Raw genomic sequence first — 15609 nt, 5'->3', positions numbered from 1 at the left:
CACGCAAATCCCAGCCCTGGCTTACCCTGCTACCCCGCGAAGCCGATGCTGGGAATTGCGTGCAAGGCAGAACGTCGCGCCCCCCGCGAACCCGTATGCCTTTTGAATTTCCCGCCCGGCTCGCAAGATATGCGGTCACACGTCGCAGCGTCATTTGACGGCACCCCTTCACCCTTGCCGACAAATGCCTATGCTGCTTTGGTGTGCCCGCACAACTTGCTTCGCCGCCCTATATCAGCCAGCCCTGTGCGCAATCCCCGGCCCCGGCTTTCCCTGTTGCCCTTTTAAGCCGGTTCCGGGCATTGCCCACACGGCTTGGCATCGCGACCCCGCGCCCCATTGACGTTGAACGCCCCCGCCGGCTTCAACCGCGCTCCGTTCTGGCTTGGCATTCCGGCTGCTACCCTTGTCAGGCACAAGAGCAGTTATGTTCAATGCCGCCCCAGCACCGGCACCCGCTGCGCAGGACCCCCGGTTGCTGGGTCCCCGCCGCCTCCCGCCACGCCCACCGAACGCCAGTCCGGCTCGGACCCATCCGGCGGCCCGGTACATTGATACATAACTGCGTCTTGTGCCCAATTTCGGTTGCCGCCTGTCACGCTCACTGCTATGCCCGCCGAAGACACCCCCCCCCGCGGCGGGCGCAGTGCTCGCGCCAGGCGGCAAAGCAAACTTCACGCCAGCCCCTCACTGCGCTGGTTTATGGAAATTAGGCGGGGGCTAAAGTGTGTGGAGTAAATCCCTTTAGTATATTTGAAGTACTACTTGACATGCCTGGCCCTGCAAGTTATTGAATCGCGCAGCTTAGTTATGCCCGATGCTGCAATTCAAACGACCAGACGTCCATTTCAAGAGCGCTACTGTGCTCTGATGTCATGTTCGCCGCAAGAGTATGCGCACCGCCTTTTGATGGCTGGAGTGTACTGGTATGCTGTTCCCATTGCGTTCGTTCTCTGTCGCTTGTATCCCAGTTTTTTCGATCAGGAACGCGAGATGCTCGATGTTTTAGGGCGGACCTACGATTACGAAGAATTCCGGAGCGAGTTATATGCCTTCAAGTCGGACTATCCCGCACATGGTCTTTTAGCCGATTGGTTGCATGTGCGCATCTCCAGCGATCGAATACTAAAATTAGCGCGAGAAGTATTCACCCCGCCAGGTAAAGCATAACCGTCTGGTACCGCATCGCGCCCCTGCCTTTTCTTTGTCGTCCCTGCCGTCCCTGCTGCCCCTTCATAACTCCCATCATTCCCATGCCTCCCATTCCGCAATCCGCAATCCGCAATCCGCATTTTCTAAGCTCCTGTCAATTTCCTCATCGTAATTGTCCGCGCCTTTGAAGCCACCAAATACCGTAACGCATCCGCGGCGTCATCCCCGCCATTCCCATCCTCATCGGCATCAACTTTCAAAACATCCTCGGGCCGATTCGGATCATGCTGCAACGCCGGAATGGTTTCCACCAACCGCCCGCACCGCCGATGAATGAACAGCGTCGGCGCAATCCCCGCCTCGATGTCACCGAGCCGTTGCAGCACCTCCGCCCACCCGTTGACACGGTCCATGTTCGCCACGCGCAGGTTGAAACCATGCCGCGCATACTGTGCCGAGACGGTGGAACCGTCGCTTTGCCTGCTGAACACATCCGCCCCGGCTACGAAACGCCGTAACCGCTCCACGGTCACGCCATGTCGCGCCAGCATCGCCTTGATGGCGGCGGCGTGCCGTTGCGGCAACCAAAGCCGCTCCGCATGTTCATCTACGATGAACAGATTCCCATCCCCGTCGCGGCACCCTAACAGGCAGACCGTGTAATGCGTGAACCCATAATCCAGCGCGGCAAACCACTCGACCGCCCGGCGGTCGTCGAAATCTTCCACCACATGCGCCTCACGCCGGAAGGTAGTAAAGAACTGCCCGGCGGCAATATCCCAGTCCCCGTCCAGCCATGCCTTTTTCTGCCAACCCGACAACCCCTCCAATACCTTGCGGTATTCCGGGTTGTTATATTGGTTGTCATCCACCTTGGCCGGCACAAACCGCGTCGCGGTTTCCTTTCCTTGCAAGTAGGGGTGGACAAACCTCGTCCGGTACCAGGAATGCCCAATCCCGCCGGGATTGGATGTGGAATAAATCCGGGGCCGCCAATCCGGCTTCGACGTGCGGCAGCACGTCGTAATGTCCTGATGCTTCCGGTGCGAAAGCGTGGTCGCCTCTTCAATCCCGATCACGTCGTATTCCAGTCCGAGGTACGCATCAATGTCCTTTTCGGCTTGGAAGTGTCCCGCAATAATTCGGGACCCGTTGGCAAACGTCAGCAAACCCTTGTGCGCGGAAAACTCATGTTTGAGTTTTCCGAAAAGCCGCTGCCGGAGATCCTCAAAATGCTCCACGTTGGCCTTGCCGACTTTCCGCAGCAGCAGGCATTTCAGCCCTGGTACCCGCTGGCAGTCGTCGGCCCCCATCTGCGCCAGCAGCCAGTGCGACTTCCCGCCACCCCTGGCGCCGCCGTACCCGACTGCCGTCGGCCCGGCCAGCGCATCGCAAGCTCGCGCCGCCGCACTGGCCGCCAACTGCCGCGGTTGCAAGTACACCTTGGCGGCCAGAAAATTCCGCATCTGATCCTCCGGACACCCCGCCAAGAGCGCCCTTTCCAAAAACTCTTCCCGTTCATCCATTTTCATCGTTTTTCCTCCATTACTGATAACTGTTCACTGTTTACTGTTTACTGGTGGCATCCACGTCAATGATCTTGGGTGGTGCCTGTTTTCCGTACACCTTCTTGAGCGCCATCTCCCATTCCGAATCCAGCGTCACGGTAATCTCGCCTGACACCTCCGTATGGTCCGTCGGCATCCCGCTCGCCAGCCGCCCCAGCTTGCTGGCCAGTTCCAGCATCCGGGCGATCCCCTCCAGCGACCCGCACCGCTGCGGGTTCGCCTTCCAGCGGCGCAGCGCTTCGCGCCCAGCCTCCAGCAGCTCACCCCGGACCTTCCATTCCTCATCCCGGTGCTCACTCTGTCGAGCCAGCCACTCCGCCGCCTTGCTGCGCACGGCCACCTCAGTCGCCTGCCGCTCCACCAGTGCCAAATGCGCCGCATGCGCCTGCACCCGCGCCGTCCAGTCGTATTTGGACGACCATCTTTTGATAAGGCGTGAACTCTTGGTGCACTTTTGGGCCACCGTCGCCAGGGACCGTTCCGCCCCCAGACTCAGGTATAAACTGAACGCCGCGAACGCCTTGGCGCTTTCCTTCGGTTGTTTTTCAAATTCCATTGGCATGTTCTTCCTTTCCACTTTCCATCCGTTTCACCACCTCAGCGTAGGTTTCTTCCACACTCTGCCCGCCTTTCCACCAGTGATACCGCTCCGGGCTGTCAAACGGGATGGACAACGTCCCGTCTGCCGTCAAAAACGGCATCCGTTCCTGTTTCCCGGCAGTGTCCGGCGTGGTTTCAGCCACTTTCCCGCTTAGGACGCTTAGGACGCCTGTTTCCGCCTTATTATATATATATGCGGTTTCTTCTCTCGCGTACGCGTGAGACTTGGAATTACCCGTCCTAGTCGTCCTAAAATCCAGTTCTGGCCATTCCTGGCTAGCGGGTGCGGTTGCCGCCAACTCCCTTTCCCCCGTCCTAGCCGTCCTGGCGAATCCCGTGAGGGAGCCCCTGATGGATTTTGCCGCCGCCGCCGTTGTTGGTTCGTTAGCCACCCTCACTTTGAATTGGCGTGACGGTTGCCGGGGGGCCTGCCTTTCGCCCGCCAGGGCGAAGATTCGCCGCCGATGCTCTTCATCCTTCGGATGCACACAACATCCGAAACGCCCATCTGGGTAAATCCGCAAGTGTTCCCCGGTGCGGTCATTGCCGCCTTCCGCGCAGGCTGGGCAGCGCGCCTGGGTTATTCCGCTGCTCAGGTGCCGCACTTTTTCCAACCTGTTCAAGTTCAAGCTCATGTTATTCGCTCTCCCTTCGTTTAATGCGCACCCGTTTCCACCCCCGGTTGGATTTTTTGCCCTCTCGTTCCACGCAATGGCTTTTCGCCACCTGCCAAATTTCCAGCATCACATCCGAGGACGACTTTTCCACCAGGGTGGTCGGCAGCGCATTCCATCCCTTGTCCGCACAAAATTCCGCATAAGCCTGTTGGAATTCACCATTGGTGATGTCTCCATATTCATGCCTTTCGACGCCCTCGCGGGCGAACAGCTTAAGGCTTTCGGATTCCGCCAGCAGCGAGTCAATCCGGCCCCGTTGGCTTTCAGTCAGGGTAAAGTCACCGATTTCCTTAAACTCCGATTGGAGTTTCACAAACCCCGCCAGCGCCCAGCGCAGGATGCCGCTGCCCTCATCCCGCAGCAGCGTGGCATGGAAATCCAGAATCCGCTTGGTCGGCGGCGGATTCTCATACCGCACCACCAGCAACCGCCGACGCCATGCGGCGGTGTCGTCTTCCAGCCGGACTTTCAGCCGGGAATTGCACGTCATCACGATGTTGAACGTCCCGAACATGGAAAAATCCCCGTTCAGCCCCTTGCCTTCCGCCGACATAGGGTCCCCACCCACCAGCACCTTCAACACACTGGCGCCGCGCCGCATGAGGAAGTCGCCCGGCGCGTCCGGCCCGATCAGCAGGGTTTTGCCCCGGTAGCGGTAGGTCTCAAACCGTTCCATCAGGTTTTCCGTGCGCAACTGGTAGCTGTTCTCGATGCCCACCAGCGCCTGGATGATCCGCACCAGCGTCCCTTTTCCCCCGTTGGCGGTCCCGTCCAGAATCAGGAACCGTTGCGGCAGGTTGTACCCGAACAGCGCCAGCCCGGCCCAGCGTTGTATCAGGTCCGCATCCTCTGCGGAGACTGCTGGGTAAATCAATTCATTCAGGAAGCGTGGACATTCCGCCGTCGCGTCAAACGCGTAGGGCGATTGGTTGCGCGAATAGTCGTCCGGCGAGAACCCGCCGAGTTGCACATCCCCGTCATCCCCGAATCGAATCACCCCGTTGGCCACGTGGATGAACCGCTTTTTCGTCGCGAACACCCCGCGCTTTTCCACAATCCCCATCAGCGCGCTCACCACCGATTTGAGCTTCGCTTGCGTGATCTGAATTTCCAGGCTGAGTTGCTGCGATTCGCGGCTCACCTCCAGAATCCGTTGCGAGATGGCTTCCCGTATGGTTTCGCTGGTAATCTGCCGCCAGAGCCCGTGCTTTTCCTCGTATCGGTAGAAGCACTTTTCATCTGGATCATACAGCACCCGGTTTTCCCGTGCATACAGCGCGGCCCAGTGCCGTTCATTGATGCCCGACACCCGGCCATCCTTGTTCATATAGAACGGTTGCCCGTACTCTTTGGCCAGGGCTTCGGCGGCGGCTTCCGAAGCCTTCGCTTCCCACGGCAGTTCCCAACCGTCCGGCCACACCAGTTCCTTGAACTCGATGGTCATCGGCGGCAGGTCCACCACCAGTTGATATTCCATCCCCTTGGGATGGAGACCGTGGATTGTGGAGAGCCGTTTATCCGCCCGCCACTCAAAGTGCTTGGCGTTGCAGCTTTCCGGATATGGCGGCTGGTCACTGATGACTGATGACTGATTACTGATCACTGCCCCCGTTCCCGCTGCTTCATTCCGCATTCCGCAATCCGAATTCCGCACTTTGGCGATCTTCACCCACACCATGCCACCCCGGCTGCCCCGGCTTTGCGTGGTTCCAGCCATGTTCGGATTCAGCACCATGAATGCCGCCAAGTCTTCATCCCGGTCGAAATCAATCGCGCACAGCCCGCCGGATGCCTTCCCTAGGTAAATCGCGATATTCGTTTGCGGGGCGTCGCACATCGCCCGATATCCCTTCGTCTTGGTTCCCTCGAACGGCCGTTCGACATAAGTCACCAGCGGCTTTTTCGTTCCCCATGCGCACGGCACCAGGAACGCATCCGCGCCCAGCAGCGCCTCAATTTTTTCAACGGTTGTCATTTTGGTAATTGGGTTGCGTGCATTCATTCCCATCCTTTGTTTTACTCCCCCGCCGCTTTTCGCTTGGCGTCCAGTTCCGCCTGGAGCTGCTTTTCCCGTTCTCCAAGTGCTCGCATCACCTCCGACCACATGAACCGGTTTATTTTATATCCGTACCGGTGGTACGGCACCTTTCCGTCGTGCATCCACCTGCGGACAGTGCGTTCACTGAGTTTCAGCCGCAGGCTGATTTCCTTGCGGGTCAACAGTTCATCATTCATGTCTGGCAATTTGCTCATACGTGTGCTCCTTGTTTGTTGGCAATGGCTTCCAGTTCTTCCCGCCGCACCCGGAACGACCCCGGCAGAATTTCCACCCGCCCAAGCTTCCCGACCTTAATCATCCGCCACAGGGTCGGCCGCGACACCCCCAGCAGGCTGGCCGCCTTGCCCATTCCCAGCAGCAGCGGCCCGGTCAGAGCTGCCACCTTGGGCGGTTCAGACTCGCCATTCAAAATCCGTTCGATGGCGGTTTGTTGTGCTGGGGTTGCTTGCAGAAAGCGGAGCAACCGCTCGTTTGAAGTATTTCCATTCATATTCCAATCTCCCAGGTTGCGATGCCAAGTGCATTGGCAATCGCTTCTTTTAGCCAGTCCGTCGGTGTCGCCCGGCCTGTTTCAATTTTCGCAATCTGCGATTCCGAGCATTTCACCAGCCGCGCCAGATCGAATTGAGTCATCCCCAATCGCCCCCGCGCCGCCCGCATTATTTTTGCCTTCGAGTGTTTCATAATGTTCTTATTCTTCGCCTTCCCGGCGGGCCAAAAAAAAGCCCACCACTCAGGCCTACGCATGAGTGGTGGGAAAAGGGGCTTCCCAATTGGGAAGGGAGGCTTCCCAAATGTTAAAATTGTGATTTTATTTTATTGCCATACGCCTCCTTGCGGTTGGGTGTACATGACCTCATATCCCAGGCTGATGCATTGCCCGAGGTGGGTGCCGAAAGTCTTTTGTTGCCGGTTCCCCTTGTGGAGTCTTTGGATAACAGCGGTAATGGCTTTCCGTACGTTGTTGCGTGCCCGCTCTCCCGAATCAGCCGTCATTCCGCCTTGGTTCTTTTGGGCGGTTTTCAGCGCTTCTATTTCTCCCTCAAGCCTTTCCACTGCTACCTGATCGTCGTTTTCTTTGGCCAATTCCAGGTCCGCCATCAGATCCTTGAATTCTTGCTCGGCTTCCCATTTGGCTTGCCCATCCAGATGCACCTGTTCAGTTTCATCGCCCCGTGCAGTCTCCTTGTTTGCCTGCACCGCACTCTCCAGGTCGCGGGCGCGAATCACTTTGTTTGGGTTATGCAGTAGATGATCAATGTATTTGGTGCCCAGGGTGTTCGGGATCGAGAACTTTCCGCCGCCGTCGTACACGACCTCAAAATGGCTTCCAATGTTTTGAAAAATATATCGGTCACCACCTTCTGTTTCTTTCTTTGCCTCAGCGGCGTGTGCTCGTTCTCCATTCACCGGCCCGGCCGGCATAGCCGTTGGCGTGCGGGTCTCATAGACGGTTCGTAACAGACAGTCCGCTGGCAACGTCCGGTCGTTGATCTCCATTAAATGCCGCCTCATCATTTCAACGATCCCGCCTTTGACTTCCGCCGCATGCCGCTTGTAGAGGGCCATAATCCGCGCCGCCCCCCGCCCGGCATCCAGGGAGTCCAGATGTTTTAAAGCTCGCAGCACCTCGGGGAAGGCATCAATAAATTCAGCCGTGTCTTGCATCTGGCTGACCTGATTGGCTCGCTCCAGATACATCGCCCCCATTATTTTATCCTCCTCCTTCGGGCGCGACTCCGTAAAAATGTTCACCTTGTAGTGGTCCTCTGGGTCGTGCGCCTCCGCCTTCGCGGCCAGGATGCCAAAGCGCCGGTCAATACATTGCGAGCATGTCCCGCAGTGGTTGTTTGCGTTCGAGGTTTCCCAAACATGCGCGCAGCTTCGCGAAAGTGCGATCATCGGCCCGCAGTCGTTGCGTATGATTCGCCCAACAACCTCGCCTTTGGTTTCCCATAGGAAGGGATTGTCCACCTTGAATGGTTCTTGCGCTACCAGGGTCAGCAACCGTTGCATCCCGGCCAGCACTCGCGGGTGGGTTGTCCGCGTGGCCCGGCTGCCCACCACCTGCCCGCACACGGGCAGGTTCAGGCTCACCACCCCGTTTTCATAAAACCGGATACTCCGCTGCCCCAGCATCATCGCCACCGTTGCTCCCACGCTCCCAAAAAGGAAGGACCTCGCCCTTTGCGTGTGCTCTCTTGCTTCAATTCCTTTTTTACTGATCCGCACACGCAGTTGCTTTAACGTGCTGGCTCCGGCCTTGTCTGTCAGCACCCTCACCAATTCCCGGTGAGTCACACTGAATTTGTCGGTGGATCGGTGGTTCACCAGCACGACCCGGCGTCTTTGCACAATGGCCTCCTCAATCGCCCCCGAGAGCGAGTCAAGCCCCCCTGAGAATAACATCACCCGTTCTGCATCGAATTTGATGGCCCCTTTCTCATCCAGCCCCAGGTAAAGCTGGATTCGTGGCGGTTCGATCGCTTGGTAGAATGTGAAGTCATAACTGTCTTCGGAAAGGAATTCCAGCAGTTCCCGCAGCGCCCCTGTCACGGCTGGCATTCTCCAAAAATCCAGCATCCGTACCGGAATATGGAAATGAAAATGCCGTCGCCAGTGTGTTCCAAAGCAATCCACATCTTTGCCCCCGCGCTTCGCCAGGTGGTCGGCGCTGTACACATAGGCGGCGATTTCCAGCAGATCATGAAATTGTACCGGCACTGTTTGGCATAGTTCCTCGTGCAAATCCTCGATCCGCAAGGTGATCCTATCGTCATCCCCACCCCCCGGCCACAAGCTCAATGGCATCAGTTCGCCATATTTTGGGATCCCGGTCGCATTGATTCCGCCGCAGATAATTGTGTGTTCAGTGCTCATGTTCAATGGCTCGCATTGCGAGTTCGGCCCTCATTTTTTGCATCCCATACCAGGCGAAGCCCCCGATGGTCTCCCGCGAGATATTTCCCCCTTCCTCAAATCGGTGTTTGGAGAGCCAGCCACCTGCATATTCCTTGCTGATCACCGCTGTTTCCTTGCAAAGTGTGCGCATTGCTCCCATGAATTCCGCCATCTGGTTGTTCGTGGCGAACCGTTGTCCTTCCCCCAATTTGGTCGCTAGGGTTTTGGATAGGAAATAATCCAGACTGTCCCCGGTCACCCGGCTGAAGAAATGGCTCGCAAACTCCCCGAATCCCTTCTCTTGCCCGGCACTTCTCAAAGCCCCGGCAATGTCATCCCGCGTCGGTTCAAACAGGGTTGGCAGTTTGTCCTTGATTTGCCCGATGACCGCGCTCACCAGCGCCTTGCCGGCCATTTCTCCAAAATCCGAACGGCCCCGTTGGGCGTTCACCCGCTGGTCCAGCGCTTCCCCGACCGCCATGGCCACTTCCGCCACCGACGTGTTTTCTGAAATCTCGATTCCCAGTTTGGCCAGCGCTGCCGTGGGGTTCTGATCCTTGGTGGTCTGCGCGATCTGCACCATGAGGTTTGCCGCTTCCCGGAATCCCACATCTTCCTGTACCCAGGCAAAAGCCAGTTCCGCCGCTTTCAGCGTTGCTTCCGCCACCTTGGATACGTCGGCCCCGTCGGCGATCAGTTGCACCACCTCTTTCCATCGGCGTGTTGCTGGCAGCGTTCCAATTCTACTGTGCCCCATGCGTTGCGGTATTCCTTTCTATGTCGCCATGCTGCATCCAGTCGCACTTGTCTCGTATCCCAACGGTTACAGCCGGGCGCAAAATTCCTTCCCATGGTGTCATGCACCCAATGGCAAAGTTCGTGTGTCAACGCGAAGCCTAGCTTGGAGCCAGAGGTACTTACAAGCTCATAATTTGAAACGCCCTCTTGACGGTTATTGCCTGCTGTTTGTCCCTCATCCCTGCTTCCATTTTTCTGCTAAAACCCTAAATTTCCAATCCCCCCCATTCCCATTTTGGCTAAGGAATATCGCCTATCGGCAATTTCACGGACAGGCGATTAAGTACTAATTGGATAGCGTGTGCTGATCCACCAAGCCAAAAACTCTACTGGGTGGCTGGCCTTTGAAGGTCATCAAGAAATTCTGATGCTGGTTCGACGCCCGTGACCAGTAGGTGGTCTCGCGCACGCGTGCAAGCAACGTAGAGCAGGTTGCGCTCGGTGTCATAGACCTCCTGCAGGTCCATATCATCACCGACTTTTTCAATGCGTTCCTGCAAGGGGATAACCTCATCGTCGCAGGCCATCACCGCTACGGCGCGGAACTCCAGCCCTTTTGTTAGAGGCATGGTGCTAATCGAGACCTGTCCGCTGCTTGTTTCGACATGTTCATCGAGGATCTTAAATGCCAGACCTGATTTTTTGACTGCGGCTTTAGCCCGGTCCAATTGCCCTGCCGAGCGGACGAAGACACCAAACTCGTGTGGCAGCACACCGGCTTTCGACTGTGTCGCCAGCCAAGCTGACACAGTTTCAGCCTCTTTATCCTCAGTCGGGAGTTTGTTGATAACAGGTGGCGGGCCGTTCAGAACTGAGATGGTGTCATTCCGTTTTTCGCTATTGCCATCCACATCGGTCACTTCCAAGCCGAGCAGACGATCAGCTTGTTGGCGAATTTGGTGGGAGGTGCGATAGTTGACGCGCAGGTTGCGGGCGCGCCCCCGGATGTCCACGCCTTGGGATTTCCAGGAGAATGGCTGCTGAAAGATACGCTGGCCGAGGTCACCTGCAAAGAAAAGGGCATCAGGCCGATCCGCACCAAGTGCAGCGAAGAATCTTAGATGCGCAACGTTGATATCCTGCGATTCATCGACTAGTGCGAAGTCGAAAGGCGTGTGCATCGTACCCTTTCTCAGAGCGTCCGCCAGGGTGGTGAACATCCCAGCGTGCGTAGTGAGATTTCGCTCTTTTAATCCGGCGATAACTCGCTCAAAAATGGACCACAACACCACTCGTTGCGTTTCATGTAGTTTGGTCTTGCGGCCGAGCCGGGTGACATCACGGTAGGCTTTCCATGTTTCCAACTGCCAGGCATCCACCACCTGTTCCCATTCAGTGAAGAGAAAATGCAGGGTGAATTTGTGGCTGCCCGCAGCCCTCGCTGCCTCGCCCAGGAGTTCTAGCGTCATTTCGCGAGTAGCAATCTTAGCCGAGCCGCAATGCGCTTTATAGAGGCGCATGCCAAGAGAATTCAAGGAGTGGACATCAATGCGCTCAGCGAGGCGAGGTTCATTCCCAATGAGTCTTTTCAGTTTAGATTGAAGCGCACTCGCCAGGGTGTCAGTAAAGGTCGCGAGCAGGATTCGAGCGTCTGGATGTTTACGAGCGAGATGAACAGCGCGATGCAACGCGACAATCGTCTTCCCGGTACCGGCTGAGCCAGAAACCCGCGCCGGGCCGTTATATTCCCGCTCCACCCATTGGCGCTGTTCGGGATGGAGGAAGACGGTCCATTTCTCCCATGGGAAATCGAGGGCGCACTGAAGTTCCTCGACGTTGGTCATCACGCGGAAGCGGCGTTGCGCGTCGGGATGGTCGAAAGGATTCGTGATCGGCGTGGCCGGTTGTACCACTCGCGGTTGGCCACCCGTGGCCAGTTCCATGAGGGCTTCGGCGGCCTCACCAGGCAGGCGATCCACCAATTGCAATAGGCTGGTTTCACTGGCTTGGCGGACATCATTCAGCCACTCCGTAGGGACGCCGTAGCTCAGCAATTCCTCGTCGGATTTACCTGCGAACAGGCACGGCTTTGAAGGTGCAGGTATTTCTGCCTGCACATAGGTTGGTACAAGGATCTCTTTGACTGTTTCGCGGATTTCCACAAATTGCGCGGCCCCAGTCTTGGGATGTGTTTCCAGCTTACGTCTCTCAGCCCAGTCGTAGGCTTTATCGTGGTGGCCTGCGTAGCAGAGCAGAAGGCTGCCTGCCGCCTTATGAACGATAAGCCGAATGTCGCTGCTCACGCGCACCGACCAGAAATTCTTGTCCTTCGCCTTTTCGATCTTGTGGTAGCTGAGGCCCGGCCCCGCCGGATTCACCTGCAAGTCAAAGGCCGTGGTCTTGACGGCCTTCTGCTCATCACCAGTTAATCGGGCGAGGCTATCGGTAAATGTATCGGCGATGCGGAAGTCCATTATGCCAGTGGCCAGAGTTTTTCCTTCGTCAGACGGCGCTCGATGACACTGCTGGACACTGCAAATGCTCTTGAAACGGGCTTTGCGAGATATTGGAGGTGGGCGTCACCTTGAAGTTGGGTTCTTGGCATTCCATTCTGTTCGGCAAGAAGAAGAGTCGCGTCAAATTCCTGGCGAAGTGCCCTCGGCGGAACTAAAAAACGCCCAGCAAATTCATACGCGTGATACTCGAGGAAGCTATACTCCTTCTCCGGCATATCACGCATGAATTCTGTCCACTCTTGTATGGAGCCGCGCGGGATCTGTTGAAAGACCGTCTGATGCAAGACATAGTGGCCAAGCTCGTGCGCCATGCTGAATCGTAACCGGTTGGCGTAGCGTTGATCCATATATTGCACCTGGTCAACCACGATGGTTTTCCAATCGCCCAGGAGCAGCGCATCAATATCGTTGTCTTCTTTAAGCCTGGAAATTGGCCGAACCTCGAGATCGAGCTCAAATTCAACTACCTCCAACACCCCGATCGGAATTGCATCTGAGGGCCAGACGCGGCTGCGAAATTCATCCGCCTGCCGCCAGATCTCCCGCTGGTCAATGAAAGGAGCTTTGAAGTTTTCCGGTGCCATTCGCTAGTCCTAACCTTCCTTGATTTTGTGGACGATTTTTCGGAGCTCCTCCTCCGTCGGCTTCTGCCCCCGCAGGGTCCGGAAGAATGCCGGCAACTGCCTCACCAGTGACGCGTCGTCCATCAGGTCTTGTGGAATCATGCCACGGGCGGCCGCGGCTAGATCGAAGAATTGATACCATTCAGCGCTCCCTTCCGCCAGAGCAAGTGCTTTCGCATACCTCGTGAGAATGTCCCTGTCCTGAGGCGGAACCATGCCGCCCCGCTCCATCCGGCTAATATTTCCGGGATCGGCCCCAGCCGCCTCACAAAAGGCCTGAAGGGTAATCCGCTTCTCTTTCCTGAGTGCCTTGAAATAGGCAGCAAAGTTAGTTTTCATATCGCTCATATCCACCTCATATTGTAATTTTTGAACAAAAACTACAACATGAACCGCCACCTGTCAACAGACAAAATCCCCTCGTTTAAACCCCGTCACCGCATCACCCCCCCCCAAGGTGATTGAGCGGCACCGCCGCGCTGCGTCCGGCCTGGGGAAACAGGACTCGGTTCCAGATTTCGACCCGCACTCTTGACGCGCCGATTCAAGTTACCTTAAAAACCTTCATCACCTCATCCCCCAGATGATTGATGACCTTTACCGCAATGCGGCCTTGTTTGGGTTTCTCGAACGGGCGCGACGTGTCGCTGTTCAGGGTGGCCCAGGCTTCGACGTTAATTTCGGCTTTCAGGGTGGTCTTGAGGGCGCTGTAAGGATCGTTCGCTCCGAGGAAATAAGCGTGGCGGACGAAGAAACTCTCTTCGTTGTAGTCGGTATCAATGAACCAGCAGGCGATACCGTCAGCCCCGTCACTACGGACTTCTCCAGTGCTCGGGTCAAACACATCCACGCCGTTCACTTTCACGCGCAGCTTGCCGTCTTGCTCCGACAGGAGGGTAATGTCCGGCTCGCCAAAAATCACAAAGAGGTTGGCTTTGTTGGTGGTCTTGAGGTCCTCGGCCATGTGCAGGTCGGCGTTCATGCGGGCCTTAAGCACCGGGATACGGCCCAGCTTGCTGAACTCCGTGGCGTGAGCCTCGTAATTGAAAGCGCAGGCGATCAGCACATCGAACCCAGCATCGCCCGCCTCACGGGCGGCGGCCACCAAATCTGCCCGCTGTACCGTGCCAAATTCCGGCCCAATGAAAATCGCCGCCCGTTTTTCATCCGTATTCCCGGACTTCCCCAGGTAGCGTCCTTCACCGCAGACCAGTGCCCCCGGCCAAGGCGTAAGCGCGATAAAAGTAATTCGATCCTCCTTATGCGCCTGCTGCACCCCAGCGGTCTTGAGGTTCTCCAGAATCATCTGGGGAAACGTCTGCTTCGCGCCATAGGCGGGGCTGTCTTCATTCAGGCTATCAATCAGTTCATCGTTTTCATCCACGCCCAGCACGCGGTGGGGGCTGAGGCTCTCCACCGTGAAGGGGCCGGCCACGCGGACCTTTTTCTTGTCGTCGTAGGGCTTGTCGTAGAGGTATTCAAACTCAGCCTTGGCAGCGATGGACTTATCAATCTCCTGCTGCCGGGCGATGCGGGCCTGCCACCAGTCGGCATGCAAGGTGGCAGCGGCGTCCCGCCGCTGTTTGTCTTCGGGCAAGCGGCAGGATGCCATTTTCAGCTCTCGGGGAATCTCCCACTCCTGCCAGCTTGTGCCGAGCGCGGCGTTCAGCCGCGATCTTAGAGATTCCAGCTCCGGTTGGAATTTCTCCCAGATGACATCAATCTCCGCGTTGTTGGCGATGGACCTGAGCATAATATGCGGCACACGCTCATAGACGAAGCCGTGGCGGATGTTTCCCTGCACGGGCTGCGAACTCGGCGCAGTGCGGGTAACTTGGGCTTCCGCAAGCTGGCCCTCGCGGGAATCAGCCAGCAGATAAAAGGGATAACGCACGCCCATGATGCGGGCACGTGCCAGCGCCAGAGCCACACGCGAGGTATCAATCGTGATCCACCGACGGCCCCATTGTTCGGCGACGGTGGCGGTGGTGCCGGAACCGCAGGTCGGGTCGAGCACGAGGTCGCCGGGGTCGCTGGCCATGTGTAAGCAGCGTTCTATCACGTCTGGCTGTGTTTGAACGACGTAGATTGGATCAACACTTTTCCCTGCGGTGTCATCGAAGGAGTTGGTCATAGGGATTGCAGGGAAATCAGCGTGAAAGCGCTTGAACCAGGGCGGACCACCCCTCGATTCAATTCGATTGGCCCTAGTCAGCCGTATCATACCCTCGCGTGTCGTCTTCCAATGTGTGTTTTTCGGAGGAACCAGAGTGCGGCCCTCGAACTTGAATTCTTGTTCTTCTTTTGAAGGGCCTGCGGAGGTTAGCTTTGAGAGTGCATAGAGCCCAACCTCATCTGGGATTAGCCGAGGGTTATGCCGCTCATCCGTCGTCAGGTTCCGAATCGTGCCACTCGGCTCTACGATGCCCCACGAATTTTTTGGAACATTCAAAACCCAATCCGCCTTCGATCGTTGAGACCACGCTTGACGATATTTGATTCGCGACACGTCCTTTGCAAACCAGACAAGGTAATAAAAGGCGTCATCGAGCGCTCTGCTTGGGGACGCTGTTTTCCGCACGCTGATTTGTGTTACGAAGTTCTCATCCCCAAAGACTTCATCCATCAACCCACGGACGCGGTGAACATTTTCCTCGCCGATCTGCACAAAGATGGATCCGGAATCGGTGAGGAGGTCGCGGGCGACGGTGAGCCGATCACGCAGGTAGGTGAGGTAGCTGTGGATGCCGTCGCGCCAGGTGTCGCGGAAGGCTT

At 57.0% G+C, this 15609-nt stretch carries 14 protein-coding genes; 1 reads left to right on the top strand and 13 read right to left on the bottom strand.

What is annotated here, in order from left to right; all coding sequences use genetic code 11:
• The first annotated feature begins 753 nt into the window (after positions 1-753).
• Positions 754-1170 carry a hypothetical protein gene (locus WCO56_24470; GenBank protein ID MEI7732750.1) on the top strand — a complete coding sequence of 139 codons (417 nt, stop codon included), beginning with the start codon at positions 754-756 and terminating at the stop codon, positions 1168-1170.
• 125 nt (positions 1171-1295) lie between these two features.
• Here the strand turns inward: WCO56_24470 and WCO56_24465 are convergent, their stop codons facing one another.
• The 13 genes from WCO56_24465 to WCO56_24405 all read right to left on the bottom strand — a co-directional run.
• Positions 1296-2684 carry a terminase family protein gene (locus WCO56_24465; protein ID MEI7732749.1) on the bottom strand — a complete coding sequence of 463 codons (1389 nt, stop codon included), beginning with the start codon at positions 2682-2684 and terminating at the stop codon, positions 1296-1298.
• 34 nt (positions 2685-2718) lie between these two features.
• Positions 2719-3282, bottom strand: coding sequence for a hypothetical protein (locus WCO56_24460; protein ID MEI7732748.1), 564 nt, complete (start codon positions 3280-3282; stop codon positions 2719-2721).
• Positions 3266-3955, bottom strand: coding sequence for a hypothetical protein (locus tag WCO56_24455; protein ID MEI7732747.1), 690 nt, complete (start codon positions 3953-3955; stop codon positions 3266-3268). The genes WCO56_24460 and WCO56_24455 overlap by 17 nt, the downstream gene beginning before the upstream one ends.
• Position 3956: 1 nt before the next feature.
• On the bottom strand, positions 3957-5972 hold the full coding sequence (locus WCO56_24450; protein MEI7732746.1) for a DUF5906 domain-containing protein: 2016 nt from the start codon (positions 5970-5972) through the stop codon (positions 3957-3959).
• A gap of 41 nt (positions 5973-6013) precedes the next feature.
• A complete protein-coding gene (locus WCO56_24445) occupies positions 6014-6250 on the bottom strand; it encodes a helix-turn-helix domain-containing protein (GenBank protein MEI7732745.1) in 237 nt (78 codons plus the stop codon).
• Positions 6247-6546: a helix-turn-helix domain-containing protein gene (locus WCO56_24440; protein ID MEI7732744.1), complete on the bottom strand. Its 300-nt coding sequence runs from the start codon at positions 6544-6546 to the stop codon at positions 6247-6249. The genes WCO56_24445 and WCO56_24440 overlap by 4 nt, the downstream gene beginning before the upstream one ends.
• Positions 6543-6740: a helix-turn-helix transcriptional regulator gene (locus WCO56_24435; protein MEI7732743.1), complete on the bottom strand. Its 198-nt coding sequence runs from the start codon at positions 6738-6740 to the stop codon at positions 6543-6545. The genes WCO56_24440 and WCO56_24435 overlap by 4 nt, the downstream gene beginning before the upstream one ends.
• Positions 6741-6872: 132 nt before the next feature.
• Positions 6873-8936: a 7-cyano-7-deazaguanine synthase gene (locus WCO56_24430; GenBank protein MEI7732742.1), complete on the bottom strand. Its 2064-nt coding sequence runs from the start codon at positions 8934-8936 to the stop codon at positions 6873-6875.
• Positions 8926-9714 carry a hypothetical protein gene (locus WCO56_24425; protein MEI7732741.1) on the bottom strand — a complete coding sequence of 263 codons (789 nt, stop codon included), beginning with the start codon at positions 9712-9714 and terminating at the stop codon, positions 8926-8928. Before WCO56_24425 ends, WCO56_24430 begins: the two co-directional genes overlap by 11 nt.
• Before the next feature lie 367 nt (positions 9715-10081).
• A complete protein-coding gene (locus WCO56_24420) occupies positions 10082-12169 on the bottom strand; it encodes a UvrD-helicase domain-containing protein (protein ID MEI7732740.1) in 2088 nt (695 codons plus the stop codon).
• Positions 12169-12795, bottom strand: coding sequence for an ImmA/IrrE family metallo-endopeptidase (locus WCO56_24415; GenBank protein MEI7732739.1), 627 nt, complete (start codon positions 12793-12795; stop codon positions 12169-12171). Before WCO56_24415 ends, WCO56_24420 begins: the two co-directional genes overlap by 1 nt.
• 9 nt (positions 12796-12804) lie before the next feature.
• Positions 12805-13182 (bottom strand): helix-turn-helix transcriptional regulator, encoded by a 378-nt coding sequence (locus WCO56_24410; protein MEI7732738.1) that lies wholly within the window; start codon positions 13180-13182, stop codon positions 12805-12807.
• Positions 13183-13378: 196 nt separating this feature from the next.
• The coding region (locus WCO56_24405; GenBank protein ID MEI7732737.1) for a site-specific DNA-methyltransferase at positions 13379-15609 on the bottom strand (2231 nt) is incomplete at its 5' end.

The sequence above is a fragment of the Verrucomicrobiota bacterium genome (genome assembly GCA_037139415.1).
GTDB lineage: Bacteria > Verrucomicrobiota > Verrucomicrobiia > Limisphaerales > Fontisphaeraceae > JBAXGN01.
This window is presented reverse-complemented; position numbering and strand designations above follow the sequence as displayed.